Here is a 26,333-nt window from a genome sequence, read left to right on the forward strand (position 1 = left end):
GACACGATGAGCCACACCCCACCGGTCCTCGACATGGCCTCGATCCTGCGTGACACCTCCAACCGGGTGGTGGTCTGCTGTGGCGCCGGCGGAGTCGGCAAGACCACCACGGCCGCCGCGATGGCGTTGCGTGCCGCCGAATACGGCCGCACCGTCGTCGTGCTCACCATCGATCCCGCCAAGCGACTGGCGCAGGCGTTGGGTATCCGCGATCTCGGCAACACCCCGCAGCGGGTGCCGCTGGCACCCGAGGTGACCGGTGAATTGCACGCGATGATGCTCGACATGCGGCGCACGTTCGACGAGATGGTGGTGCAGTATTCGGGGCCGGATCGGGCGGACGCCATCCTGGACAACCAGTTCTATCAGACCGTGGCCACCTCACTTGCCGGCACGCAGGAATACATGGCCATGGAGAAGCTGGGACAGCTTCTGGCAGAAGACAAATGGGACCTCGTCGTCGTGGACACCCCACCGTCGCGCAATGCGCTGGACTTCCTCGATGCGCCGAAACGGCTGGGCAGCTTCATGGACAGCCGGCTGTGGCGGATGCTGCTCGCGCCCGGGCGCGGCATCGGCCGACTGGTCACCGGCGCGGTGGGATTGGCAATGAAGGGCATGTCAACCATTCTTGGGTCCCAGATGCTTTCGGACGCAGCGGCTTTCGTGCAGTCCCTGGACGCGACCTTCGGCGGCTTTCGGGAAAAGGCGGACCGCACCTATGAGCTGTTGAAGCGCCGGGGCACCCAATTCGTGGTGGTGTCGGCCGCCGAACCGGACGCACTACGGGAGGCGTCGTTCTTCGTCGACCGGCTCTCCAGCGAGAACATGCCGCTGGCGGGCCTGATCCTGAACCGCACCCATCCGACGCTGTGCGAGCTGCACGCGGAGAAAGCCGCCGACGCGGCAGAGATGCTGTCCGAGACCGATCCGGAATCAGTCGCGGCGGCCGCACTGCGCATCCATGCTGACCGCGCCTCGACCGCCAAACGGGAAGTTCGGCTGTTGTCGCGATTCACCGGCGCCAATCCGACCGTGGCGATCGTCGGGGTCCCGTCACTTCCGTTCGACGTGTCCGATCTGGAAGCGCTGCGGGCGATTGCGGATCAGATCACCGGTGGGCGTCCAGCGGCATAGCCGCTCGCACCACCACACAGCGGCGTCGCCGCTCGGCTTAGCCGGCGGTGCGATGTTTGCGCTGAGCGGCAAAGAAGTCGGCCCAGGAAACAACGTCGGGGTGCTGCTTGAGAAGCGCGCGACGCTGCCGCTCGGTCATGCCCCCCCAGACGCCGAACTCGACGCGGTTGTCCAGGGCATCGGCGCCGCATTCGGCGATCACGGGGCAATGGCGGCAGATGACCGCGGCTTTGCGCTGCGCGGCGCCGCGCACGAACAGTTCGTCCGGATCAGCCTGGCGACACCGGGCCTGCGAAACCCACGCAATACGGGCTTCGGCCTCCGCGCCGTGCAGAATGGACTGGGTAGACGGATCCACGGTGGTCTTGCGAGCCGCGGGCTTGATTGATGACACCAGCGATCCCCTTATCGTTCTGGCCGCGCCCCGACAACGCAGACGACTGTTTACCCTCGCGTCGATCACTAGTGCGATCTACGCCACATTGCGACCCAGAGGTGTGACCTGCATCGCACTGTCAGCTCAACTTAGGTGGTCAGGGCGGTTCTGCGCAATACATCCGTGACCACTTTTTTGGGACGACCGTGCCGTCAGCCGGGTACAGTGCCCGAGCCCGGCAGTTGACACGGCCTGTCACGACCGTGTCCACGCTGCTCGAGACACGGACGGCGGTAAGTCGTCGCTACTCTGTACGCATGCCGGAGGACCCCTCGGGCCGGCCGCCGCGTGCGGTGACGGTCATCAAGCTCGCCTGGTGCGTCCTACTCGCCAGCGTGGTGGCGGCCGGGCTGATGTTCCCGGTGGTCGGTGGCTTCGGCCTGATGTCCAACCGCGCCTCGGATGTGGTTGCCAACGGCTCGGCCCAGCTGGTCGAGGGCGAAGTCCCGCAGGTGTCCACGATGACCGATGCCGACGGCAACATCATCGCGTGGCTCTATAACCAACGGCGCTTCGAGGTGCCCAGCGATCAGATCGCCAACACGATGAAACTGGCGATCGTCTCGATCGAGGACAAAAGGTTTGCCGACCACAATGGCGTGGACTGGCAGGGCACCCTGACGGGGCTTTCGGGCTACTTGTCCGGCAACCTCGACACCCGCGGCGGCTCGACGATCGAACAGCAGTACGTGAAGAACTACCAGCTGTTGGTGATCGCGCAGACGGACGCCGAGAAGCGCGCCGCGATCGAAACCACGCCGGCCCGCAAGCTGCGCGAGATCCGGATGGCGCTGACACTGGACAAGACGTTCACCAAGCCGGAGATCCTGACGCGGTACCTGAACCTGGTCTCGTTCGGGAACAACGCGTTCGGGGTGCAGGACGCCGCCCAGACCTATTTCGGCGTCAACGCCTCCGAGCTGAATTGGCAGCAGGCCGCACTGCTCGCGGGCATGGTGCAGTCCACCAGCACGCTGAACCCGTACACCAATCCCGACGGGGCGTTGGCGCGCCGCAACGTCGTCCTGGACACCATGATCGACAACCTGCCCGAGTACGCCGAGGAGCTGCGCGCGGCGATGCAGCAGCCACTGGGGGTGTTGCCGCAGCCCAAGGAGCTGCCGCGAGGATGCATCGCGGCCGGTGATCGAGCGTTTTTCTGCGATTACGTGCTCGACTATCTGGCCCGCGCCGGGATCAGCAAGGACCAGGTCGCCAAAGGCGGCTACATGATCCGCACGACGCTGGATCCCGAGGTGCAGGCGACGGTGAAAAGCGCGATCAATCAGTATGCGAGCCCCGATCTGCCCGGCGTCGCCAGCGTGATGAGCGTGATTCGTCCGGGCAAGGAGGCCCATCCGGTGCTGGCAATGGCCAGCAACCGCACCTACGGACTGAACCTCGATGCCGGCGAAACCATGCAGCCGCAGCCGTTCTCCCTGGTGGGCAATGGTGCGGGTTCGGTGTTCAAGATCTTCACGACGGCCGCGGCGATGGAAATGGGCATGGGTATCAACGCCCAGCTGGACTCTCCCTCGCGCTTCGAGGCCAAGGGCCTGGGCAGCGGTGGCGCGCGGGGCTGTCCCCCGGCGACGTGGTGTGTGCAAAACGCGGGCAACTACCGCGGCACCATGAACGTCACCGACGCGTTGGCGACCTCCCCGAACACCGCGTTCGCGAAACTGATCGCCCAGGTCGGGGTGCAACGGACGGTGGACATGGCGGTGCGTCTGGGCCTGCGGTCCTACGCGCTGCCCGGTACGGCACGCGATTACGACCCGGAGAGCAACGAGAGCCTCGCTGACTTCGTCAAACGCCAGAACATCGGGTCGTTCACGCTGGGACCCATCGAGGTGAACGCCCTGGAGCTGTCCAACGTGGCCGCGACCCTGGCCTCCGGCGGTATGTGGTGTCCGCCCAACCCGATCGCGGAAGTGTTCGACCGCTACGGGGAGCCGGTGTCGGTGACGACCGAGACCTGCGAGCAGGTGGTGCCCGAGGGGTTGGCCAACACACTGGCGGTGGCGATGAGCAAGGACGACACCGGCGCGGGCACCGCGGCGGGGGCGGCAGGTTCGGTGGGCTGGAGCCTTCCGATGTCGGGCAAGACCGGCACCACCGAGGCCAACCGCTCGTCGGCGTTCCTGGGTTTCACCAACCAGTACGCCGCGGCCAACTACATCTATGACGATTCGCCGGCGCCGACGGAACTGTGCTCGTTCCCGCTGCGGCAGTGCGGCTCGGGAAACCTGTTCGGCGGCAATGAGCCGGCCCGCACCTGGTTCGCCGCGATGGATCCGATCGCCACCGCTTTCGGCGATGTCACGTTGCCGCCGACCGATCCGCGCTACGTCGAGGGTGCGCCCAGTTCGCGTGTGCCCAGCGTGGCGGGGATGAACCAGGACACCGCACGCCAGCGCCTGCGCGAGGCCGGATTCCAGGTCGCCGACCAGACGTCGTCGGTGAACAGCACCTCCCCCTACGGCGCCGTGGTGGGGACCTCACCGAGCGGTCAGACCGTTCCCGGGTCGATCATCACCATTCAGGTCTCCAACGGGATCGCACCCGCGCCGCCGCCGCCACCGCCGGGCGCTCCACCACCGGGCGGGCCGCCACCGCCGGTCGGCGAAACGGTGATCCAGATCCCCGGACTGCCGCCGATCACGGTGCCGGTGCTGGGTCCGCCGCCACCCCCGCCACCACCGGGCTGACCGCGGAACCTGTAGCGCAGCGCCGATAGCGATAGTCTGGGCGAATGCCTGCTGTGCCTTCTGGTTCGCCCGCTTCGATCCTCAAGACCACCGCCGCCGCTTCGGTCGGGACGCTCGTCGCCGGCATCGGGTACGCGGCGTTGATCGAGCGCAACGCGTTCGTCGTGCGCGAAGCGACGATGCCGGTGCTCTCCCCCGGATCGTCTCCGCTGAAGGTGCTGCATATCAGCGACATCCACATGCGTCCGACGCAGCGGCGCAAGCAGGCGTGGCTGCGCGAGTTGGCCGGCTGGGAGCCCGATCTGGTCGTCAACACCGGCGACAACCTGGCTCATCCCAAGGCGGTGCCGGCCGTCGTGCAGGCGCTCGGTGACCTGCTGTCGGTACCCGGGGTGTTCATTTTCGGCAGCAACGACTATTTCGCCCCGCGGTTGAAGAACCCCGCCAATTACCTGACCAATCCCGGCCACCGGATCCACGGCGAGCCGCTGCCCTGGCAGGACCTGCGTGCGGCATTCACCGAACGCGGCTGGTTGGACATGACGCACACGCGTCGGGAGTTCGAGGTGGCCGGGCTGCACATCGCCGCCGCCGGCGTCGACGATCCGCATCTTTCCCGGGACCGCTATGACACCATCGCCGGGCCGGCGAGCCCCACGGCGAACCTGACGCTGGGCCTGACGCACTCGCCGGAACCGCGTGTGCTGGATCGGTTCGCCGCCGACGGCTACCAGCTGGTGATGGCCGGCCATACCCACGGCGGTCAGCTGTGCCTGCCGTTCTACGGGGCGATCGTGACGAACTGCGAGTTGGACCGTTCCCGGGCCAAGGGACCGTCCCGCTGGGGCGCCCGTACCCAGTTGCACGTGTCGGCCGGTATCGGCACGTCGCCGTTCGCTCCGCTGCGGTTCTGCTGCCGCCCGGAGGCGACGCTGCTGACGTTGGTGGCGGCACCGACGGGTGGTTCCGACGCGGGGTCGAGGGCCGGGCATTCGAGTCCGACCGTTTCTGCGCGGTGACCCCGTCGGGTCCGTGTCGCCGGCAGTCGCGGGCATGGGTGGACGACGCCGTCCGGCTGATCGAGGCCGACGCACACCGCAGCGCTGACACGCATCTGCTTCGGTATCCCCTGCCGGCGGCCTGGTCAGGCGATGTGGCGCTGTATCTGAAGGACGAGACCACCCACATCACCGGCAGCCTGAAGCACCGACTGGCCCGGTCGTTGTTCCTCTACGCGTTGTGCAACGGCTGGATCGGCGAGGACACCACCGTCATCGAGGCGTCATCGGGTTCGACGGCGGTCTCTGAAGCGTATTTCGCGGACATGCTGGGATTACCGTTCATCGCGGTGATGCCGGCCTCGACGAGCACGTCGAAGATCGCGCTGATCGAGGCACAGGGTGGGCGTTGCCATTTCGTCGCCCAAGCGGCGCAGGTGTACGACGAGGCGCAGCGGCTGGCCGAGGAGACCGGTGGGCACTATCTCGACCAGTTCACCAACGCCGAGCGCGCGACGGACTGGCGCGGCAACAACAACATCGCCGAATCGATCTTCGAGCAGATGGGTCAGGAGACCCATCCGGTGCCGGAATGGATCGTGGTCGGCGCGGGCACGGGCGGCACCAGCGCGACCATCGGCCGCTACATCCGCTACCGTCGCCACCCCACCCGGCTGTGCGTCGTGGATCCGGAGAACTCCGCGTTCTTCCCCTCGTATCAGAGCGGGGACCCCGATGTGGTGACCGGTGTCTCGTCGCGGATCGAGGGGATCGGTCGTCCACGGGTCGAGCCATCGTTTCTGCCCGGTGTGGTGGACCGGATGGTGGTGGTTCCCGACAGCGCCTCGGTGGCTGCGGCGCATCATGTCAGTCGGGTTCTGGGACGACGGGTGGGACCGTCCACCGGCACCAACATCTGGGGTGCGTTCGCGCTACTGGCCGAGATGGTCGCCGAGGGCTGCACCGGCTCGGTGGTGACGCTGCTCGCCGACAGCGGGGATCGCTACGCGGACACCTACTTCTGCGACGAGTGGCTGACCAGCCACGGCATCGGACCGGCGGAATCGGCGGGGGTATTGGCCGAATTCGAGCGGTCCGGACGCTGGCTCTGATCCTCGGGCCGCGCGGTGAGCGGGCCGTCGGAGGTCAGGAACAGCCAGAGCGCGGCCAGCAAGAAGAATCCCAGGTAGATCGATGCGCCCAACCCGGTCATGTCCCGCTCCGTTCCGTCGGTCTGTCTCTGTCAGTGTGCATAACGCCACTGACACCCCGGATCCATCCCACGGTGTGTCGGGTCACAAATAGGCGTTTGGCTTCGACGGTGCCCGGTGCGATACGCTGTCGTGGCTTCACTCGGGGTGTGGCGCAGCTTGGTAGCGTGCTTCGTTCGGGACGAAGAGGTCGTGGGTTCGAATCCCGCCACCCCGACTCGTGTGATCGCAGGTAGAAGGCCCTGACCGGGAAATCTGGTCGGGGCCTTTTCGTCGTCACCGTCGAGGTCGCCATCTATCCGAGTGCGAAGGCTCTCGCTGCGCTGGGGCCAATCCGCAGATTTCCGACTGTCAATCTTTGTTGACGCGAAAAAGGTGTCAATGTAAGTTGACGGCATGACAGATCTTCGTGCGGTGGCCGAAGCGGTTGACAGTGCGGACCCCGCAATGGGCCTGCGCGCGGTCCGGGCGTTGCAACGACTCCAGGAGCGATTGGAGGCTGTCCACGTTGCCAATGCCCGCGCCCAAGGTTGGAGCTGGCAGGCCATCGCCGACGTGCTCGGGGTCAGTCGCCAGGCAGTCCACCAGAAATACAACCGGAGGAAATGATCCATGTTCGAACGTTTCGGCCGTCACGCCAGAGTCGCTGTCGTCCTCGCTCAGGAAGAAGCAAAAGAACTCGGAGCCAACGCAATAGAGCCGCAACACCTTCTGGCGGGGGTATTGCAGAGCACGAGCCGGCAACTCTCGGCTGAACTTGCCGCCTTAGGCCTGAGCGCCAATGCTGTGCGCGAAAGGTTAAGTGCTGGCACGAGTGAGCCGTCCTTTGATGATGACGCTGATGCCCTGCGAATTCTCGGTATCGACCTTCCGGCGGCGCGGGACCGGGTCAACCGCGCTTTCGGTGCCGGTTCGTTCGACAATGCGCTGACCAGCTCGGGGCGACGTGTCCGACGTGGCACACTGCCGTTCGCCAAAACAACGAAGAAGGTGCTTGAGCTTGGGCTGCGAGAAGCGTTAGCGTACAAAGCCTCTGTGATCGACTCCGAGCATCTGCTGTTGGGCATTCTGCGTGCTGGCGAACCCGTGGCCTGCGGCTTGATCACCGAGCAGGTAGACCTTGACGAACTTCGCCGGTCCATCGATGCCCTGCTCCGCAGAGCCGCTTGAGCCAGCCTCGAACGGTTCGTATCGCGTTGGCCGACCAGACCCGACCGCCGAACAGCGATTGTCAACGATCGGTTGTCAGGGGTGCTTACCAGTCGTTGCACATGTGCGAGCAGCTGGCAGGAGCCAGTGCCGGTTCTGGATACGGGTACGCAGCGGTTGCCGCGAAGCCAACCGATCTGATCCTCCACACCGCCATTCTCATGATCGCCCTCGATACCGGCTCCAGCCCGAAGCGTCGCATCAACTAACAACCGCAACCGTCGGTTTGTGTCGGCTCCACGTCGTCCCCGGTCGATGTGGTCAGCGCGCTGCGAACCAGTTGTGCTACAACGAGAGAGTCTCGCCAGTTCCGCATACCCTCCCGTCGAGCGAGGAGGTTGGCCCCCCGAGGTCAAGTCCACGGACGTGGTGTACGACGTCGTCGTGTGATTCTTCGAGGTGATGGTTCAGGCGGTCAGTGCCGCCGGGTTGGCCTCCTGTTCTTTTGGGGTGTCGTTGACGGTACGTGATTTGCTGAGAACGTCGAGGCCGAGGTAGCGGCGGGATTCGGCCCATTCGTCGTGTTGTTCGGCCAGCACGGCCCCGACGAGGCGAATGAGGGCGTTGCGGTCGGGGAAGATGCCCACGACGTCGGTCCGGCGGCGGATTTCCCGATTGAGCCGTTCCTGGGGGTTGTTCGACCAGATTTGGCGCCAGATCTGCTTGGGGAACGCGGTGAACGCCAACAGATCTGGCCGCGCCTCCTCCAGGTGATCGGCGACCGTGGGTAGCTTATCGGAAAGTGCATCGACGATCCGATCATATTGCGCCGCAACTGATTCCGCATCGGGCTGGTCGAACACCGAGTGCAACAAGGTGCGGACCCACGGCCACGACGATTTCGGGGTGATCGCCATCAGGTTCGTCGTGTAGTGGGTGCGGCAGCGCTGCCAGGCTGCCCCGGGCAGCGTGGCGCCGATCGCGGCCACCAGCCCGGCATGAGCGTCGCTGGTGACCAGTTTGACCCCGGAGAGGCCTCGGGCGGTCAGCGACCGCCAGAACGTCAGCCAGCCGGCCCCGTCCTCGGCGGTGGTGACGTCGATGCCCAGGATCTCGCGGTGGCCCTCGGCGTTGACGCCGGTCGCGATCAGGGCGTGCACGTTGACCACTCGGCCGCCTTCTCGGACCTTGAGGACCAGCGCGTCAGCGGCGACGAACGTGTACGGGCCGGCATCGAGCGGGCGGGTCCGGAAGGCCTCGACGGCGGTGTCGAGTTCCTTGGCCATCACCGACACCTGCGACTTCGACAAGCTGGTGATGCCCAGGGTCTCCACCAGCTTGTCCATCCGCCGCGTCGAGACCCCGAGCAAGTAACACGTCGCCACCACCGTGGTCAGGGCCCGCTCGGCGCGTTTACGGCGTTCCAGCAGCCAATCCGGGAAGTACGAGCCCTGCCGAAGCTTGGGAATCGCCAGATCCAATGTGCCTGCACGGGTGTCGAACTCGCGGTGACGATACCCGTTGCGCGAGTTCGTCCGGTCGGAGCTGCGCTGGCCGTAGCCGGCACCGCACAGTGCGTCGGCTTCGGCACCCATCAGGGTGTGGATGAACGTGGCCAGCAGCTCACGCAGCACGTCGGGATGGGCGGTGGTGAGTCGTTCGGCCAGCACGGCAGGCAGGTCGATATTGTGGGCAGTGGTCATCGCGTTGATTCCTTTGCTCGAGTGACTTTGGACGGTCCCTCGAAGAATCACGCGATGACCCTCAATCATTCGGCTACGACACGCCGGTACCGCTGATCAGGTCCGACTCGTACACCACGCTGCTGGACGCAACCCCCCCCGAAATTGCGGGTCCAGGCCCCTCGGCGGTGCTATCAGGAGGAAGTGAAAATGTGGATAGTTCTCGCCGAAGCTCAAGAAGTAGACCGTCGATGCTGCAGTGACTTGGCGAATGGCGCTGACCAACCGTCGCGACACGGCACCAAAACTTGCGGCATCGCTGTCAGTGAGACTGTCCCAGCCTTCAGCATGCCTGCGTAGCCGCAGCATGAACCAGGCAGGAACGTCATAGCCCTTGACTACCTCACAAGACCACAGGGCGTTGCGGTAGACGACCTGGGTATCGGCAGAGAACTCTAGATCGCATGGTAAGCACGTCTTCTTCAGGCCGGTCGTTCCCAGGTCCAACGTGGTCTCATTGGTCACGACGTCAGCCGCCGGCGAGGACGCGGATCGGATGGGGCAGGTTTGACTTGAGGGCCCACGAACGCTGGGTCAACCCTTCCGCCGATTCGCCGCTTCGCCGAGCCTCGAGCATCGCCTCTGGATCGAAAGCTGGACCCACGGAATCTGCCGCATACTCCGGACCGTTCATGTAGCCGGTTGCTTCGTCGGGGCTTTCGAAGTTGTCAATCTGCAGCTCGGCGAAGTTCCCATCTGGATCCTTGTAATACATCGAGGTGGTAACGCCATGCGCAATGCAAACCGCCGGCAGCACGCCCTGATCTCGCAACATGATGTACCGGTCGAGCAAGTCGTCAATGTTCTCGAAGGTGTACGCCGTGTGATGCGCACAGGCGGTGTTGGGTAGCTTGCGGACCATCGCCACGTCTGGAGTCAGCAACGCGACCCGGTGATGTTCGTCGTCAAACGTGATGAAACACAGCGAGTTATCCTGGTACACGACATGGCCATCGAGCACCTTGCAGTACCAATCACGCATCTCTGCGGGCTGACCTGTCTGGAAGACGACATGGGTCAGTTTTGGTGCGGCGGACATAGCATCACACTCCTGTTACAGCGGTTGACGGGGAGCAGATCTGGTTGAATGCGTCTTGCGAGCAGACCTTTCGATTGACAGTGGAGGCTTCGATAAATCGAGTTTGCATCTCTCCGATGCCTACTCCATAGGTGACGAGTTCATCGCCGACTTCCAGCAGACACTGCGGAACGCGACTGAAGCCGATGCCAGCCGGTGTTCCTGTGAAGATCACGTCGCCGGGATACATTGGCAAGACGGCGGATAAGTACTCGATGATCGCTGCGACAGAGAAGACCATGTTCGCCGTGTGGCTCTTCTGCATCTGCACACCATTTACGTAGCAACCGAGTTCGATGTCGTCGCGGTCGACGAACTCATCGGGAGTAACCAGGCACGGGCCTATCGGAGAAAACCCAGGAAAGGACTTCCCGAGGCTGAATTGCGGTGAGGGTGGCCGCAACTGCAGACCACGTTCCGAAATATCCTGCCCCAGAGTAAGGCCGGCCACGTGTGACCAGGCTTGGTCTTGATCGACTCGATACGTTGGGGAGCTCATCACTACAACTAGTTCGGTCTCGAAGTCGACTAAACCGGTTGGGTGCACGATGGCGTCATTGGGGCCGCTGATCGAGGATGCGAACTTGGTGAACACCACAAGGGAATCTGTAGGCGCCTCGAGACCAGCCTCCTCGGCGTGATCTCGATAGTTCAGACCGATTGCGAAGACTTGGCGAGGTCGTGGCGACGGCGGACCGAGCTTGTAGGCGTCGAGCTTCCTGACCTCGACATCGCCGACCGACGCTGCCCACGTCTCGAATTCGTCCCAGCGACAGTAAACGGCGGCGACATCAGCTTCAAAGCGTCCTCCGCTGGCCGCTTCCACATCGATGTACCCGTCGCCGCGAACAAGCCCAAGGCGGCCCTCGGCGTTGACGATCCTCACTGAAGTTCCTTCCAGAGCGCGTGGATTGATGCGATGCCTGAAAAGTGGCTCTGCAACTGTGACACTGAGCCTCAAGCCACCATGATGTGTCGTAACTCATGCTAGCAGGCACTGTTATAACGTCAACAGCTTTGTGGTTATCCCTTTGGCCCACTAGTCGATGGGGATTATTCGGCAGATCCTGGCGGTCACGTCCATTTCTTCGCCGATCTCACGGATCCCCAGCGCTTGCGGCGGCGGCTCGTTAGGCTGGGTTGTCAGATATAACGGTGAGAACGATGCAAGAGGAGTGTTTTGTCTAGGGACATTGTTCGCCCCATCGAGGCCCGCTCGGTGGCTTCGCAGGTGACTAGCGAGCTCCGGCGTGCGATTTTGTCGGGGTCCCTCGCGCCTGGGCAGGAGTTCTCGTTACGTGAGATCGCGAGTCTGCTCGATGTCAGTTTCATTCCAGTGCGGGAGGCTTTGAGAAGCCTCGAGAGTGAAGGCTTGGTCGTCATACGACCCGGCCGAAGCGCGCAGGTTGCTCCGCTCGAGCTCGACGACCTCCAGGCGATCTATCGGCTCAGGCGCTTACTGGAGCCGGAGTTGGCACGACGGTCCTGCTTGTTGCTGACGGTCAATGCCCTGGATCGGCTGAGTGTCTTAGCTGAGAGTTTCGGCGACGAAGGTACCAGCATGGAAGCGATCTATGACAGCCATATGCAGTTTCACCTCGCGCTCCTGAAGCCGGCTGCGACGGCGTGGGACATCCGGGTTCTCACCTGCCTGTGGCGGGCGGCGGAGCGATATGTACGCATCGGCTTCGGCTTACTGGACGTCGACCCATACGAACACGAACGGCGCGCACTGGCTCACGAAAGCTTGATCACGGCGTTCCGTCAGCGCACACCCGACCTGGCGGCGCAAGCCATCTTCGATCATCTTGCGCTCAATGAGGACATAGCCCTGCGAGCGCTCGATGCCCGCGCCGAGAACAGTCGGCCGTGATACCGCCCCCAGCCGCGCATACAGAGAATCAGCAAGTGTTATCACATATAGTGCATCAGAGTAGGTTCGCACTGGGTACGGCGGCTGCCGCTGCTGCTCAGTTCACGCGGAGAGGACGGAATGTCATGAACGCACCTCGAATTCTCGCTCGTGGTCTTACCGGCGCGAGCTACGCGCTTTTGGGGTTCGACGCAGCCAGGACCCCCGGCCTGCGTGTCGACATGGCCAGACCAATGCTCGCCGCCATTCGAAAGGTGGCGCCGCTACCGGCTGATGACGAGACGATTGTTCGCGCGAACGGGGCCCTTCAGGCAGTGGCCGGTGTACTGCTAGCTGCCGGTGTGTATCCGCGTTTGAATGCACTGGCATTAGCAGGTTCCCTCGTACCGACAACACTTGCCGGACACTCATTCTGGAATATTGAGGACCCGACGCAACGCAAGCTCCAAGAGACCCAGTTTCGCAAGAATATGGCGTTACTAGGTGGACTGGTCTTCGCGATCCTCGCTGAGCGCCCATCCGATAACCTGGCGGTCCGGTAGGAGGTAACCCATCACTGCGTTGCCGGTGGTGGAACTTCACCAACTGCGCGCAGAACCTCAGCCTCGAACGACCACTCCCCGAGACCAATCAGAGACGTTCCGCGGGGGCGCCGAGCGTTCCCACGAACGCCAACCTATGACTTGAGGAGTTCCGACGCTCACAGCCGCGCGTCGTAGCTTTGAGTGCTCTGGTCACCACACCGATCAGCGGCTCGCGGTCACTCAGCTAGGGCACACCTGTTGACCGTCTCTGCTCATGACGACCACGGGGATTGGATTCGTCATCGGCGGTGACGACCGGGGGTTGGTCTTGCGGGGTTCATCGGCACCGTCAGCGCGACGACGAACGTGGCCGCCGCTGCTCGAAGCTGTTGGCCGGGGTCGTGGTGGGCGACACGGTGACGGCGACCTGGTGGTCGTCAACGACAGTGACGGCGGCCGGGCGAGACCGGTTGAGACCAACACGAATTGAGCACTCCCGCCGATCGGTGTGGTAGGCAACCCTGGTGATCGATGACGACAACCCGGCTATGCTGTGATCGTTGCCCGCACCGCGGAGCTGGCCGAGGAGTACCTCGACGCCGACACGATGATCTGCTCCCAGTGTCGCGGCCGGCTGATCCGGTGGGGATACGGCCGAACGCGCACGATCCGCTCCCACGGGCGCACCACGGTCACGGTGCGCCCGCGCCGGGTGCGCTGCACCGACTGTCACAACACCCATATCGTCTTGCCAGCCGCGTTCACGGCGCGGCGCGCCGACACCACGGCAGTCATCGGAGAAGCCCTGTCGCACAAGGCGAATGGGATCGGATACAGGCGTATCGCAGAGTTACTGGACCGCCCCGCTGCTACGGTGCGGCGCTGGCTGGCCCGGGCAACCCCGCATCATCTGCGCTGGATGTGGCAACAAGGCGTGTCTCGGCTGATCATGGTCAACCGCAAGGCGTACAGCGGGCTGGCGTTCAGCGCTGACGGCGTTCGTAACGCCCTGCTGGCGCTGTGCGCGGCCGCGTACTGGGACCGCCACCGGTTCGGCTTCCCGGAGTCGCCATGGACACTGATCGGCATCTACACCCGCGGCAGGCTCCTGGCACCGCCCCGCTGAACCAGCCACGTCACGACCCCGCTGTCCGCGCCCCGACCGGCGGCGGTAATCCACCGATGCCCGGCGCCCCTCGGGCCGTTTCTCGTCACCACCGGTGACGAGCCACTGACATCACCATGCCCACGATCCCGTCACCACGCCGATCACCCCGTCACCATGACGACCAACCGCCGAAAACACGTCGTCAAAATCAATGACGCTGTCATCGTCATCCTCAGCGACGGCGAACAACACCCGAGCGGCGAAGAATCCAGGCGACGGTCCGCCATTTGGCAGTGATGCCCATCGCCACATGTCAAGGCGCGCGGACTGTCTCTCGATAGACTTCGTGTCTGCGTCATCTCCACGCGCTGGACGCATGTGTGAACTCATCAGGGATCATCGACTTAATCTGCAGCGTCCTCGACTGCTCGCGCGTTGCTTTCCGGCTCCGACGTTCGCCATCAAACCCATTGTGAAAGCAGCGTTTCCGCGCCGATGACGCGATCGCACGTACAACGCTGCCATATCGGACAGCAATTATAGGAGCACTCGCGATGCCCTTATAAGCGACGGGCATCAGCGGAGATTCGCCAGCACCGGCAGCGGCTCGGATGCTGGCGGTGTACGGGTATAAATGGCACCCCTCTACCTCCGGGCGCACTCATTGACCGTCCACGGATCTCCCGCTTATAAACAGCGGGCCTGTCAGTTTGTGACCGACGCAACAATTCCCATGACTAGGCGAATTAACGAGGAGTTGAGTGACATTTCCACCACGCCCGGGCCCACGAGCCACACAGACCAACCCTCCCGCGGAGAAAAAAGGGAACAAACAACATCTGAAGCGACAACCAAAGTTCTGGTCGGGGGTCGAACTAGCAAGGCTTCCTCGAACAAGAGGCGTCTGCAACCCCACAATGACGCGCGTATTCAGTGGCTCCGGGCAGGCGCAGTCGCCTTCGGGTTGGGCGTCGCCATCACGACGGGCCACGGTGTCGCGTCCGCCGACTCCTCAGACAGCGGGTCCGAATCATCAGGCACTTCGGCATCTCCGTCGGAAGGGTCGGGTCCCCGGTCCGCTGAGTCGACGGCTCCGCCGCAGAAGCGCAACACCACGGAGTCGATCCGGCCGGACGAAGATGCCGGTGCTGAGCCGGGCAGCTCAGCATCCTCGAGACGCTCGGGCTCCGACACCAGCTCGTCCCGCGCGCTCCCGCAGCCAGACGACTCCACAGTTTCAACCCGACACGGTGACAACGGCCGAAAGGCCGACGATAAACCCGTGGCCTCCGCAAGTGACTCTGACATTGCCGCCGGTGACTCCGACGGTGAACAGACCGACGCATCGGCCGGCGCCGAGCACTCCGGTGAGTCCACCGCGAACACACCCGATTCGTCGAATTTGAGCGATGGCACCCCGGCGCGGCTAGAGCGCGCAGTTCTGGCGCCGAGTGTCGACGCCACCGATACAGGAGTGCGCCCAACCGACAATCCCACGCCTGCCGCTCCGGTGGGACAGCTGGCGGGCGCCCTCTCACTAGCAGTGCGGGAAATGGACAACACCCCGCCTGCCAATCCCGCCTCGTCAGCCGTCGGTACCGGACTGTTCGTGCCGCTCAACTCGCTGTTTGCCTTCGGCGGTCGCTGCGGCCTGATCTGCAACGGCGCCGACGGCACCGAGACTCAGGTCAACGGCGTCAGTGGTGGCTGGTTGGTGGGCAACGGTGGCGCCGGCTGGTCGAGCACCCTGGCAGGCGTTGCCGGCGGCAACGGCGGCAACGGCGGACTGTTGTGGGGCAACGGCGGCATCGGTGGCGCCGGCGGCCTTGGCGCTGCCGGCGGCAGGGGTGGCAACGCCGGTCTGCTGGCCGGACGGGGTGGAGATGGTGGCGCAGGCGGCGCCGGAGTGAACGGCCACGCAGGCACGAACGGAGTCAACAGTGGTCGAGGCGCTGAAGGGACCGCGGGCGGCAACGGTGGCGCCGGCGGTCACGCTGCGCTGCTGTTCGGTGCTGGCGGTGCTGGCGGTGCCGGCGGTGTCGGCGGTGCCGGCGGTGCCGGAGCTCACGGTGTGGATGCGGCTCTGAACAGTGAAGAAAACGGCGGCCCCGGCGGTGGGGGCGGCGCCGGAGGAACTGGCGGTATGGGTGGTGCCGGCGGTCACGGTGCGCTCTTGTTTGGCCGCGGTGGTGCCGGCGGCAACGGCGGCGCGGCTGGTCTCGGTGGTGCCGGCGGCTATGGCGGCACCGGCGGTGCAACAGTTATCACCCTGCCCAACGGCTCCATCGTCGACAGCAGTGCCGTCGGTGGCGCAGCGGGTCTCGGTGGTGCCGCCGGTGTGGCGGGCGCCGGGGGCAGCGGCGGTCCGGGTGGTCTACTCGGCCGGCGCGGGGCGTCTGGAGTCAGCGGCGCAGGCAGTAGTACGGGAAGAAATGGCGAAGTCGGCGGCGCCGGTGGCTTGGGTGGTCGGCTCCCGTACTTCGATCTGGACAAGGCCACCCCGGAACAGCTGGCGCTGTACAACCAGATCTTGGCAATCGCCATCCCGACACAGGCTGCCACGGGCATCCAACTGCTCGATGCAGATGGACGGCTCATCGGTCCGCTCAATGCCTACCTCTACAACTCGACAATCGGTGAGGCGCTCTTCGGCGTCGGTAATACCCTCGCATCGGCATCACTTTCCCCCGCCATCCGAGAGATTGCGATCCTGGCCTCAGGCGGGCTGTGGGGTTCTGCATACGAGCTGTATGCCCACAAGCTCGTGGCCGCCCTCTACGGAGTTCCCCAGGACGCGATTGAGTCGTTGTCCAATGGACAGGCCCCGGTGGGGCTTGCCGGAGATGACCTGCTTGCCGCTCAGTTCGTGCAAGAACTCACCTCGACCTACCGCGTCAGTGATGCACTCTATGAGGCCGCGGTAGATGCGTTCGGGCTGACGGGTGTCGTCGACCTGGTCAACGTCACGGGTACCTACCTTGGAGTGTCGTTGTTGCTGAACGCACTTGAGATCCAGGGCCCAGAGTCGGCGGGGCCCGGTGTGCTGCCAACGCCCAACCCCCCGCCGTTCCCGGCGGACGGTCCCAATGGCCTGGGCGGTCGGTTGCCGCTGCTCGATCTGACAACCGCAACCCCTCAACAGGTGGCGCTGGCCGAAGCGATGTTGGCTATCGCCGTTCCGACACAGGCGGCCACCGGCATCCAGCTCGTAAGCCCGGAGGGACAGCTCATCGGTCCGCTCAATGCCTACCTCTACAACCCGACAATCGGTGAGGCGCTCTTCGGCGTCGGCAATTCCTTCGCATCGGCCTCGCTCACCCCGCAGGTCAAGGAGATCGTGATCCTTTCAGTGGGCGGGCTGTGGGGGTCGGCGTACGAGATCTATGCGCATGAGTTGGTGGCGGGCCTCTACAGCGTTCCCCAGGACGCGATTGCGCTGTTGGCGAGTGGACAAGCCCCGATCGACGCGGGCCTGACCGACAAAGAGCTCATCGCCGCCCGATTCGTGCAAGAACTCGTTTCGACCTATTCCGTCAGCGGCGAGCTGTACCACGCCGCCGAGGCGGCGTTCGGGCACCAAGGGATTATCGACATCATCAACCTCGCGGGTACCTACCTAGGTGCGTCTCTGGTACTGAACGCATTCCAGATTCCGGTTCCGCCCGACGCGACGACAACCAACAGCAACAGCTGATAAGCACCACCACCAGCGGTGCCCCCGCTCCATCAGACGAGGAGCGGGGGCACCGCTGTGCTGTCAGGTGTAGCTGCGAACGAACACATCGACGCCATCGACGAGGATCTTGTCGACTGCGTCCCATTCGCCGGTCTGTGTGGGATCCAAAGTGTCTAGTGCCAGTTGGAATGTCAGCGCTACGAAGTGCTGGGCCGCGCGCCGCGGATTCTCGGTCCTGATGACCCCCTCATCGGCGAACACCTGCATACGCAGCATGAAAAGTTCGCCGGGCGCGTTCTCGACGGACCGCGGATTCCGTTGCGAGGGTGGACGACGAGTGGTCAGATTCCGATAGTCGGCGTAATCCGAGGAAGGAAGCGCCTCGGTAGCGACGCGACGAGCGAACGCCAGCAGACCCGCGCGCAGATCACAGCCGACCGCCAATTCCTCTTCCAACGCGGCTTGGACGGTCACCGTGAGCTTCGCGGTGACACCCTCCAACACGGCGGCGTGAATGCCTTCCTTGTCGCCGAAATGGTCATACACCGTTCGCTTGGATACTCCGGCCCTTGCCGCGATGGCATCAACGCTGGTGAGCTCGTAGCCGCCGCTGCTGAATAGTGCCCGGGCAGCCTCGAGAATCGCCTGGCGCTTCTGCAGCGAGCGTCCACGCCGGCGCACTCCGGTGGGGGTCGTCATTTCCGCATCCTTAAGGGTTCATCGGCCGAAACTGAAAACAAACTAGTCGGTGCAGTGTAGTTTGCTCCTCTATGGGCAATGACGCCCCAACCGGGGACACGGCGCGTCGGGTCCCACGGCAGCAGACGCTGTCCTCCGACGTCGCGGTAACGCAGCGCGATCTCTTACGACACACACCTGCGCCCGTCCTGGGAGATACGTTCACCGCCGACGACGACAACCGGTCGACCTCATCCGGGGACGAGGCCCGACGTGAGGCACTCGCGGAGTTCCTTCGGGTACGTCGAGAGTCCTTGCAACCGGAGGACATCGGCATCCCCCGACGTGGCCGCCGCCGAGTCAGGGGCTTACGCCGACATGAGGTTGCCGATGCTGCGGCGATGAGTGTCACCTGGTACACGTGGCTCGAGCAGGGCCGTGACATCCGAGCCACCCCCCAAGTCATTGAGGCCCTGGCTCGCGCACTTCAGCTTGACGATAGCGAGCACAGCTACCTCTGCCGTCTCGCCGGCGTAACCCCGAAAGCAATTCAGCCCCGACGGCCGCACCTCGGCGACAGCCTCGTCGACCTCGTTGACAGCCTGTTGCCGAACCCTGCTCAACTCATGCTCCCCGCTACCGACTTGATCACGTGGAACCGTGCCTACGCCCGCATCTTCGTCGATCCGTCCACGTTGCCGGAAGCGGATCGCAATGCGTTGTGGATCCAGGCCATGTGCCCCGAGATACGGCGCCACCTGGTCAACTGGGAAGGTGAAACCCAGATCGCCGTCGGACGGTTTCGAGCCGAAGCTGCCAAGTATCCGGGCGATCCGCACTTTAGCCGCATCATCGGCAGGCTCACAGAAGCGAATGACTTCTTCCGGGACATCTGGGGTCGCCATGAGGTACAGAGCTTCGAAGATCGTGTGAAGACGATCGAACACCCAGACGTCGGCGCCATCCGAGTCAGCGTCGTCAAGCTGCGACCGCTCGACCATCCTCACCTGATGTTGCTGGTCCACATGCTCGACGACGATGACTCGAGGGCGCGCGCCAATCGGCTTCTTGCGCACTGAGAGCGCGGCTCTCTCTGTGGGCGCGATCAATTTCGATGCCCGCCGCCGGACGGCGCGATGGCATCCTTATCAGGCTCCTGGCCCCTTGCGGCCCTTGAGTTCGCAGAACATCCCGAGCTGCCACCGCACCGTATCAGACGTCCATACGTCGAGGGTGACCTCCGAGCCGCCCCAGGAACCGAGCAGGTCGAAGGGTGCGACCTGCGTCGCGCCGGCGTCCACGTAGGCCTGAACGACTTCTGTGATCTCCCTGGGGGTCTCGACCTGCGCGCTCGACGTTCTCCCGCACTGCCGTGACACGCTTGGCGTACGCCTCCGGGCTTGGTGCCGGCGCCGGATTCACCGTCATCCAACCGTCCGCATGGCTGGCCGCGAGTTCGGTCAGCTTCGGACCGCCGCCAAGTGCCCAGAACTGGGGCCTGTGCGTGCGCTCGTGGCCGAGGAAAGCACGCTCGTATTTCCAATGGTTCCCTTCGAAGTCGAAGGGGGCATCAGATTCCCACAGCAGCTTGTAGAGCCGGAAATGATCTTCTATGCGGCCCAGACCTTCTGCACGGCCATACCCGAAGGGAACCGTGTTGTAGCGCTCACCGACACCGATCCAGCAGGTTGCTTTCCTTCCGTCAGGCTCGCCAGGGTCAGACCCGCTCGAAACAGTTCAGCGGGTCCGTGCCGCAGTGCTGGGATACCCCCATACAAGACACCGAGTTTCGGGTGACGCGCGGCTGTCACACCCAACGCGATCCCGGGATCAAACCATGAACCGGCGTCCGGAGCGTCGGCCGGACTCTCTGGGCCGAACTGCGCGGCGAAAAAACTCGCGGCGCCCAGAACGTCGGTCATCGCGACATAGGCGACAACGCCCGATTCTTCAAGGATTCGCCCAATCACCTCATCGATACCCACCGGGGAGGATCGAAGAGGATCAACCATGAATACCGTCTCGATGGCTCGCGCCATACGGTGCCTTCCCTTCGCACTTCTCATTGCATTGGCATTGTGGGCGTTACTCGGCGAGAATGCCTCGGCCGCTATACGCCGACGCACTCACCGATGCCATCGATCATGGACGACGGTCCACAGGTCCCATTCAGCACCGAGGGCACCGGCTCTGCAAGGCGATAAGTTTCAGAAGACCGGGTGCCTCTGTCGGACGTCACATCGCCATCTGAAATCCGCCTGCTGGCGCGGTGCGAGTCGAAGAATCAATGTCATTTGTGTCCCTCTGCCCATGGTTGCTGGTCGGCGTTCGTCGCCGGACCGACGACACCGCCCACGCCCCGGGGACACCGAGCCTCCTCCGGCTTACCCACGTGCGTAGGTGAGTTCAACCGCTAGCGACCGGCGATATTCGAGAACGGACGATCAGATATGACTGATGCGACCTCACCGGAGTCGGCGTACCGCGCGACAGCCATACGGCGACAACGCCTACAGCTCAGCCTGGTGGCTGTGGTGCTCGGCTACTACTTCGCCACGGTTATTTGTGTGAACTTCACGTCGATTCTCGATGGGGCGGCTGTCGGGGCAATCACCTGGGCGTACGTGGTGACGTACTCTCAGTTCGTCGTCGCGGTCATCGTCACCATCGTCTACCGGAAGCGGATCGGTGCCATCGAGCGCAAGTTCGTAGATGAAGCCTCTGCGTCACATGGGCTGGACAGATGAGCTCAACCGGAATCGTCCTGTTCCTGAGCCTGATCGGGATCACTCTCGGAATCACGTTCTGGGCGGGACGACGCAACAAGTCGGTCGACGACCACCTAGTGGCCGGCGGTCGCATCGGCGGGCGTCAGAACGGTTTGGCGATAGTCGGTGACGCTGTATCGGCGTCGACGTTCCTCGGCACCATTGGCGCCATCGCGCTGTCCGGGTTCAATTATGTATTCCTCGCCGCGTTTGCACCGATCGCCTTCGTGTTGGCCATGCTGCTAGTGGCGGAGCCGTTGCGAAACCTCGGCCGCTTCACACTCGCCGACGTTGCTGCTGTCCGATTCGCGGGTCGCCCCATCCGGACGGCACTGGCAATGGGTACCGCTTCAATCAGTGTGCTCTACATAGTGGCGCAGTATGTCGCAGGCGGCCTGCTGGTCAAGTTGTTGTTCGGGATCGACTACTGGGCTTCCATCCTGCTTATTGCCGTCTTGACTTCGCTGTACGCACTCGTCGGCGGCATGCTGGCAGCGACCTGGATCCAGATCGTGAAGGCGATCATGCTGCTGACATGTGTCAGTCTGCTTATTCTGTTGCTGCTGCCCAAATTCGGCTGGAGCCTGCTGCAGGTGTTCTCGTCGGCATCCGAGATCGATGAAGGAGCGCTGGTCGAGCCGGTCCGCAGCGGTGTCGTGCAGGGCATCGACCAGATCTCGCTCTCGATTGGCTTGATCTTTGGCGTAATCGGCCTTCCGCATGTCCTGATCCGCTATCTGACCGTCAAGGATGCTCAGACCGCGCGCACCTCCGCCATCACCTGCGTATGGGTCGTCAGCGCTCTGCTGATGACCTTCCCCGTCATCGCCTATGCAGCCGCCGCACTTCTCGGCGCCGAGTCGATTAAGGAGCCCTCGCCCGCTGGAAATCTGGCAGTTCCGCTGCTGGCCAAGCTCCTCGGCGGCGAGACCCTACTTGCCTTCGTCTCTGCCGTAGCCGTATCGACGATCCTGGCCTCACTTGCTGGGATGGTGATCGCCACTACCGGAGCGGTGGCACACGACATTTACGGTCAAGTCATCAAGTCAGGCACCGCCTCGCCACGCACCGAGCTACGGGTCGCCCGGCTCACCGTGCTGGCGACCGGCGCCATCGCTACAGCCATAGCGCTCACTGCGCGGGATCAGAACATCGCTGTCCTTGCTTCTTTGGCGATCGCCCTTGCAGCATGCAGCAATTTCCCGGCCCTCATGTTCACGATCTACGCGCGGCACGTCACTGCCGCTGGACTGACCACCGGACTTCTGGCCGGCCTGCTTTCCGCAGTTGTGATGATCGGCTTGAGTCCAACGGTGCACGGACCTGGCGCACCGATACCCTTGGTCAATCCCGCGATCGTGGCTCTGCCCCTAGCGGTAGCGGCTGTCATCGTTGTGTCGCGGTTGACCAGGCCGACGGGCCGGGCCGCCAAGCTCGCGGATGAAGCGTTCGAAGCGATGCGGTATCAGGCCGTCACCGGCACGGCTCCCCGCCACCGAAGCGAGATCCGCCCGCTGCCCGACCAGCCTCAGGATGTCGAAGGCGCCGCCCCGTAATCATCCCTCCCTGAGCGGGCCATAGATCCGGTCCTGTACCCCGTAGGGGCATCGGAGTTCTTCTCGAAGCCAGAGGCCCGACGGCAGCGTCCGGTGATTAGGTGCGGCAACCGCCATGAAGCGAGCGCGCCGCAGATGCCCCGGGAGCACAACCAAATCACGCCGTGTATCGGACGCAAACGCTCGCATTGACCACATACTGGTAGGCGACGGTCGCTATCCTGATCACCCTTCGTGGAGGCAACGTCTCGATCTCGGCGTCAGACGTGGGACCCTGGTCGCCGCTCTAGCGCCTGAGCGTACAGCCGTCCCGCCCGGTACGATGAACGCACCAGCGGACCTGCCAGTACGCCCGCAAATCCGAGTTCTTCAGCAAAGGTCGCATGCTCATTGAACTCTTGCGGGTCTACCCAGCGCTCCACGGGATGATGACGAACGGATGGTCGCAGGTACTGGGTGATGGTGATGATTTCACAGCCGGCGGCGAACAGGTCTTGCAGTGCCGCCCTGACTTCAGCCGGTGTCTCTCCCATCCCAAGGATCAGATTCGATTTCGTGGTTAGCCCGGCGCGCCGCGCGGCTGTCAGTACACCCAAGCTGCGCTCATAGCTGAACGCAGGGCGGATACGTCTGAAGATCCGCGGAACAGTTTCAAGGTTGTGCGCAAGCACTTCTGGCCGCGACTCGAAGACCTCGTCGAGCTGCTCTGGGATGGCGTTGAAGTCCGGTATCAACAGCTCGACGCCCGTGTTCGGATTCAGATCCCGGATCCTACGCACGGTCTCTGCATACAGCCAGGACCCGCCATCGGGTAGGTCGTCACGGGCCACGCCGGTAACGGTCGAGTACCGCAGACCCATCGCTGCAACGCTTTCGGCGACCCGACGGGGTTCGTCACGATCTAACCGGGCGGGCCTACCGGTGTCGATCTGGCAAAAGTCGCAGCGGCGGGTGCACTGTTCTCCGCCGATCAAGAACGTCGCCTCTCGGTCCTCCCAGCATTCAAAGATGTTCGGACATCCGGCTTCCTCGCACACAGTGTGCAGGCCTTCACGTTGCACCAACGCTTTCAGGTCTGTGTACTCGGGGCCCGTCCGTGCCCGGATCTTGATCCACGCTGGTTTCGACTCCATGGGCTTCTGGGCGTTGCGAACCTCCAGGCGAAGTAGCTTTCGGCCGCTGGGATCGATCATCAACGATCAGTTGATGGTGGCGATTGGCGTATTCTGTTTGACGCCTTCGTCTTCCGCGACCAACAAGGAGATGGTCCCTGCCTGCGACGCCACGATCTCCATGTCTGCCTTGTCGACCGCAACCTCGGCGATAAGATCGCCTTCCTCAACGACGTCGCCTTCGGCGACGAACCACGTCGATACCACACCCTCGGCGTCAGGATCGTTCTCAGACATCGCGGGGAACAGGATCTCTGCCATATCTCTCCTACTTCCTCAGCATCTCTATGATCGCCGAGCGAATACGCTCGGGCGTGGGCAGCACTGCCGTTTCGAGCGGACGTGCATAGGGCAGCGAAACATCCGGAACAGCGACCCGGATGGGCGGCACTCGGAACAGCGATGGGTTGCATTCCGTGACCCGGGCAATGATCTCACCGGATAGGCCAAAGGATTCATAGTCTTCGTCGACGACGATCAGCCGACCCGTCTTCGTGACCGACTCAATGATGGTCTCGGTATCCAGGGGGACCACGCTGCGGAGATCGACAACTTCGCAATCGATCCCTTGCTCGGCAAGTCCGTCGGCGACATCCAGTGCGTGGTGCACCGAAAGCGAGAGTGTCACGATCGAGACGTCGGCACCGGAACGAACGACCTTCGCCTTGCCCAGCTCGATCTCATAGGGCTCGCGCGGGACCGGTCCGATCGACCGACGCGACTTGGACATCCACGACAATCCCATGATGCCCTTGTGAAACAGGTAGACCACCGGGTTGTCGTCCCTAATCGCGGCAGTCATCATGCCCTTGGCGTCTTCCGGTGAGCTGGGGACGACGACCTTCATTCCGGGCAGATGCGCGAAGGTGCCCCACAGACACTGTGAATGCTGAGCGCCGTCCGAGTAACCTCCACCCACCCCGGCCATCAGAACGACGGGCACTTTGACATTCCCACCTGAGAGGAATGGGATCTTGGCCATGTGGTTGTAGATCTGGTCCATGCACACACCGAAGAAGTCGACGAACATGAGGTCGACAATAGGACGCATCCCTTCCACCGCAGCTCCGACTGCGGCACCGATGAAGGCAGTCTCCGAAATCGGAGTGTCAATGACGCGGTCCGCGCCGTACTTCTCGAGCAGTCCGGTAGTCTCGTCCCACACCCCGCCGAACTTCCCGATGTCCTCGCCCATCACGAAAACTGTCGGATCGTCGTCCATTTCTGCCGAGATCGCTTCGACGATGGCCTTGGAAACTGTTAGCTTCCGAGTGGCACGCGATGTTGCTTCTGCACTGGTAGTCATGATTGCTTCCTATTGGATTGCCCTGTGTTTTATACGAACTGGTAATCGCACGCCGTTGCGGGATCGGGCTGCGGAGACTGCTTTGCGTACGCAATCGCCCTTTCCACCCGGTCAACCGCCCAGGCCCTGGTGGCCTCGACTGTTCTGTCGTCGAGTACCCCCGAATCACGCAGCCGGCGCTCGTAATTCGGTACCGGATCCAGCGCGGCAAGCCCGTCAAGATCCGGTCGGTAGAGTTGCGGGTCACCCTCGAAATGTCCCCACAGACGCAGCGTCTCCACTTCGATGAGTGTTGGGCCACCGCCTGTGCGCGCACGGTCGACGGCTTCGCCGGCGACCTCGTAGACTGTCTCCACGTCATTGTCCTTGACCAGAACACCCGGGATTCCGTAAGCGACCGCCCGTTCGGCATTGGATGCCACACACGTCGATTGTGCCTTGGCGACTGAGACACCCCAACCGTTGTCCTCCACCACAAAGACCACCGGGAGGTTCCAGAGAGCTGCGAGGTTCAACGACTCATGGAAGGCGCCTTGGTTTGCCGCACCCTCGCCGCACACGGCAAAGGCCACGCGACCAGTTCCTTGGCGTTTGAACACCATTCCCATTCCCACCGCTGTCGGCAGGCCTTCGGCGATGATTCCGGAACACGAAAAGTGCGCATCCTGGTCGAACAAGTGCATATGGCCGCCCCGGCCCCTTCCGAGACCGTCGATTCGGCCGAAGATCTCGGCGGTCATCCCCTCCAGGTCCACATCCTTGGCCAGCGCCCAGCCATGCGGACGGTGTGGACCGGTCACCGCGTCGTCCCGCCGAAGATGCGGGTAGAAGCCGGCAGGGACTGGTTCCTGACCGGTCGACAGATGCATTTCTCCCGGAATCTGGCCCTTGGCGATATCGAAGCTGGGTTTCTTATCCGCGTGATACTCGCGGAGGATCGCCTCCTCGTAAACCCGGATCAGGTACATCATCCGATAGAGGTCGATCTTCATCGCACTGTCCATAGCCACTCTCCTCAGCGTCGTCACCTCAGTACACTGTTGTGATGCACGGGACCCACTGCAACGACGGATATTTCATATACTCGAGCGATGCTGTAGCCGGTCACCTAAGTCGGTGACGGCCCACGTCTACCCGCAAGCCGACATCTGCCGTGACCTCGCCGCATTAGTCGCGAACGTACTCACAAAACATGCTGTCACCCTTGGCG

The 26,333-nt window shown here is 63.5% G+C and carries 24 protein-coding genes, 1 tRNA gene and 1 pseudogene; 14 read left to right on the top strand and 12 right to left on the bottom strand.

Annotation, left to right across the window (positions count from 1 at the left end; all coding sequences use genetic code 11):
• Nucleotides 1–6: 6 nt before the first annotated feature.
• On the top strand, nucleotides 7–1,137 hold the full coding sequence (gene bagB, locus ACNUDN_RS24845; RefSeq protein WP_419124367.1) for an ATPase BagB: 1,131 nt from the start codon (nucleotides 7–9) through the stop codon (nucleotides 1,135–1,137).
• 37 nt (nucleotides 1,138–1,174) lie between these two features.
• Here bagB and ACNUDN_RS24850 read toward each other — a convergent pair whose 3' ends face one another.
• Nucleotides 1,175–1,531: a WhiB family transcriptional regulator gene (locus tag ACNUDN_RS24850; protein ID WP_419124368.1), complete on the bottom strand. Its 357-nt coding sequence runs from the start codon at nucleotides 1,529–1,531 to the stop codon at nucleotides 1,175–1,177.
• 299 nt (nucleotides 1,532–1,830) lie between these two features.
• On the opposite strand from ACNUDN_RS24850, the gene ponA2 reads away from it, so the two are divergent.
• The 6 genes from ponA2 (at nucleotide 1,831) to ACNUDN_RS24880 (ending at nucleotide 7,663) form a co-directional block, all read left to right on the top strand.
• Complete coding sequence (gene ponA2 / locus ACNUDN_RS24855) at nucleotides 1,831–4,284, top strand: transglycosylase/D,D-transpeptidase PonA2 (RefSeq protein ID WP_419124369.1); 2,454 nt, start codon at nucleotides 1,831–1,833, stop codon at nucleotides 4,282–4,284.
• 44 nt (nucleotides 4,285–4,328) lie between these two features.
• Nucleotides 4,329–5,303 (top strand): metallophosphoesterase, encoded by a 975-nt coding sequence (locus ACNUDN_RS24860; RefSeq protein WP_419124370.1) that lies wholly within the window; start codon nucleotides 4,329–4,331, stop codon nucleotides 5,301–5,303.
• Nucleotides 5,300–6,394 (top strand): L-cysteine desulfhydrase Cds1, encoded by a 1,095-nt coding sequence (gene cds1 / locus ACNUDN_RS24865; protein ID WP_419124371.1) that lies wholly within the window; start codon nucleotides 5,300–5,302, stop codon nucleotides 6,392–6,394. The genes ACNUDN_RS24860 and cds1 overlap by 4 nt, the downstream gene beginning before the upstream one ends.
• A gap of 242 nt (nucleotides 6,395–6,636) precedes the next feature.
• Nucleotides 6,637–6,710: transfer RNA gene (locus ACNUDN_RS24870), tRNA-Pro, on the top strand.
• 179 nt (nucleotides 6,711–6,889) lie between these two features.
• Nucleotides 6,890–7,102, top strand: coding sequence for a helix-turn-helix domain-containing protein (locus ACNUDN_RS24875; RefSeq protein WP_419124372.1), 213 nt, complete (start codon nucleotides 6,890–6,892; stop codon nucleotides 7,100–7,102).
• A 3-nt stretch (nucleotides 7,103–7,105) separates the two neighbouring features.
• Nucleotides 7,106–7,663: a Clp protease N-terminal domain-containing protein gene (locus tag ACNUDN_RS24880; protein WP_419124373.1), complete on the top strand. Its 558-nt coding sequence runs from the start codon at nucleotides 7,106–7,108 to the stop codon at nucleotides 7,661–7,663.
• Between the two features lie 446 nt (nucleotides 7,664–8,109).
• Here ACNUDN_RS24880 and ACNUDN_RS24885 read toward each other — a convergent pair whose 3' ends face one another.
• The 3 genes from ACNUDN_RS24885 to ACNUDN_RS24895 form a co-directional block, all read right to left on the bottom strand.
• Nucleotides 8,110–9,345 (bottom strand): IS256 family transposase, encoded by a 1,236-nt coding sequence (locus tag ACNUDN_RS24885; RefSeq protein WP_419122949.1) that lies wholly within the window; start codon nucleotides 9,343–9,345, stop codon nucleotides 8,110–8,112.
• A 508-nt stretch (nucleotides 9,346–9,853) separates the two neighbouring features.
• A complete protein-coding gene (locus tag ACNUDN_RS24890) occupies nucleotides 9,854–10,423 on the bottom strand; it encodes a VOC family protein (protein WP_419124374.1) in 570 nt (189 codons plus the stop codon).
• A gap of 4 nt (nucleotides 10,424–10,427) precedes the next feature.
• Complete coding sequence (locus ACNUDN_RS24895; protein WP_419124375.1) at nucleotides 10,428–11,348, bottom strand: fumarylacetoacetate hydrolase family protein; 921 nt, start codon at nucleotides 11,346–11,348, stop codon at nucleotides 10,428–10,430.
• Between the two features lie 333 nt (nucleotides 11,349–11,681).
• Between ACNUDN_RS24895 and ACNUDN_RS24900 the strand changes: the two genes are divergently transcribed.
• The 4 genes from ACNUDN_RS24900 (at nucleotide 11,682) to ACNUDN_RS24915 (ending at nucleotide 17,661) form a co-directional block, all read left to right on the top strand.
• Nucleotides 11,682–12,335: a GntR family transcriptional regulator gene (locus ACNUDN_RS24900; RefSeq protein WP_419124376.1), complete on the top strand. Its 654-nt coding sequence runs from the start codon at nucleotides 11,682–11,684 to the stop codon at nucleotides 12,333–12,335.
• A gap of 125 nt (nucleotides 12,336–12,460) precedes the next feature.
• Nucleotides 12,461–12,877 (top strand): DoxX family protein, encoded by a 417-nt coding sequence (locus tag ACNUDN_RS24905; RefSeq protein ID WP_419124377.1) that lies wholly within the window; start codon nucleotides 12,461–12,463, stop codon nucleotides 12,875–12,877.
• 535 nt (nucleotides 12,878–13,412) lie between these two features.
• Nucleotides 13,413–13,985 (top strand): DUF6431 domain-containing protein, encoded by a 573-nt coding sequence (locus ACNUDN_RS24910; protein ID WP_419124378.1) that lies wholly within the window; start codon nucleotides 13,413–13,415, stop codon nucleotides 13,983–13,985.
• Nucleotides 13,986–15,249: 1,264 nt separating this feature from the next.
• The gene (locus ACNUDN_RS24915) at nucleotides 15,250–17,661 is read left to right on the top strand and encodes a carboxymuconolactone decarboxylase family protein (protein WP_419124380.1); all 2,412 of its coding nucleotides are present in this window, start codon (nucleotides 15,250–15,252) and stop codon (nucleotides 17,659–17,661) included.
• Between the two features lie 63 nt (nucleotides 17,662–17,724).
• Here ACNUDN_RS24915 and ACNUDN_RS24920 read toward each other — a convergent pair whose 3' ends face one another.
• Entirely contained in the window at nucleotides 17,725–18,342 is a 618-nt protein-coding gene (locus ACNUDN_RS24920) for a TetR/AcrR family transcriptional regulator (RefSeq protein ID WP_419124381.1), read from the bottom strand.
• Nucleotides 18,343–18,413: 71 nt separating this feature from the next.
• Between ACNUDN_RS24920 and ACNUDN_RS24925 the strand changes: the two genes are divergently transcribed.
• Nucleotides 18,414–19,400, top strand: coding sequence for a helix-turn-helix transcriptional regulator (locus ACNUDN_RS24925; protein WP_419124382.1), 987 nt, complete (start codon nucleotides 18,414–18,416; stop codon nucleotides 19,398–19,400).
• A gap of 69 nt (nucleotides 19,401–19,469) precedes the next feature.
• On the opposite strand, the gene ACNUDN_RS24930 is transcribed toward ACNUDN_RS24925, so the two are convergent.
• The 3 genes and pseudogenes from ACNUDN_RS24930 to ACNUDN_RS24940 all read right to left on the bottom strand — a co-directional run bounded on the left by ACNUDN_RS24930 (nucleotide 19,470) and on the right by ACNUDN_RS24940 (nucleotide 20,360).
• Nucleotides 19,470–19,700: a hypothetical protein gene (locus ACNUDN_RS24930; RefSeq protein ID WP_419124383.1), complete on the bottom strand. Its 231-nt coding sequence runs from the start codon at nucleotides 19,698–19,700 to the stop codon at nucleotides 19,470–19,472.
• Between the two features lie 10 nt (nucleotides 19,701–19,710).
• Nucleotides 19,711–20,001 (bottom strand): annotated as a pseudogene (locus ACNUDN_RS24935) (LLM class flavin-dependent oxidoreductase); the annotation flags it as partial.
• A complete protein-coding gene (locus ACNUDN_RS24940) occupies nucleotides 19,932–20,360 on the bottom strand; it encodes a hypothetical protein (protein ID WP_419124384.1) in 429 nt (142 codons plus the stop codon). The pseudogene ACNUDN_RS24935 and the gene ACNUDN_RS24940, both read right to left, overlap by 70 nt.
• Before the next feature lie 411 nt (nucleotides 20,361–20,771).
• On the opposite strand from ACNUDN_RS24940, the gene ACNUDN_RS24945 reads away from it, so the two are divergent.
• Nucleotides 20,772–21,068 (top strand): DUF485 domain-containing protein, encoded by a 297-nt coding sequence (locus ACNUDN_RS24945; RefSeq protein WP_419124385.1) that lies wholly within the window; start codon nucleotides 20,772–20,774, stop codon nucleotides 21,066–21,068.
• Nucleotides 21,065–22,645 carry a solute symporter family protein gene (locus ACNUDN_RS24950; RefSeq protein WP_419124386.1) on the top strand — a complete coding sequence of 527 codons (1,581 nt, stop codon included), beginning with the start codon at nucleotides 21,065–21,067 and terminating at the stop codon, nucleotides 22,643–22,645. The genes ACNUDN_RS24945 and ACNUDN_RS24950 overlap by 4 nt, the downstream gene beginning before the upstream one ends.
• Nucleotides 22,646–22,905: 260 nt before the next feature.
• On the opposite strand, the gene lipA is transcribed toward ACNUDN_RS24950, so the two are convergent.
• The 4 genes from lipA to ACNUDN_RS24970 are packed head-to-tail and all read right to left on the bottom strand — an operon-like array spanning nucleotide 22,906 to nucleotide 26,115.
• The gene (lipA, locus tag ACNUDN_RS24955; protein WP_419124387.1) at nucleotides 22,906–23,838 is read right to left on the bottom strand and encodes a lipoyl synthase; all 933 of its coding nucleotides are present in this window, start codon (nucleotides 23,836–23,838) and stop codon (nucleotides 22,906–22,908) included.
• Nucleotides 23,839–23,844: 6 nt separating this feature from the next.
• Entirely contained in the window at nucleotides 23,845–24,078 is a 234-nt protein-coding gene (locus tag ACNUDN_RS24960) for a biotin/lipoyl-containing protein (protein WP_419124388.1), read from the bottom strand.
• 7 nt (nucleotides 24,079–24,085) lie between these two features.
• Nucleotides 24,086–25,123 carry an alpha-ketoacid dehydrogenase subunit beta gene (locus ACNUDN_RS24965; RefSeq protein ID WP_419124389.1) on the bottom strand — a complete coding sequence of 346 codons (1,038 nt, stop codon included), beginning with the start codon at nucleotides 25,121–25,123 and terminating at the stop codon, nucleotides 24,086–24,088.
• A 29-nt stretch (nucleotides 25,124–25,152) separates the two neighbouring features.
• Nucleotides 25,153–26,115 carry a thiamine pyrophosphate-dependent dehydrogenase E1 component subunit alpha gene (locus ACNUDN_RS24970; protein WP_419124390.1) on the bottom strand — a complete coding sequence of 321 codons (963 nt, stop codon included), beginning with the start codon at nucleotides 26,113–26,115 and terminating at the stop codon, nucleotides 25,153–25,155.
• Nucleotides 26,116–26,333 lie beyond the last annotated feature (218 nt).

The organism is Mycobacterium sp. smrl_JER01 (assembly GCF_048513595.2).
In the GTDB taxonomy this organism is placed as follows: Bacteria; Actinomycetota; Actinomycetes; order Mycobacteriales; family Mycobacteriaceae; genus Mycobacterium.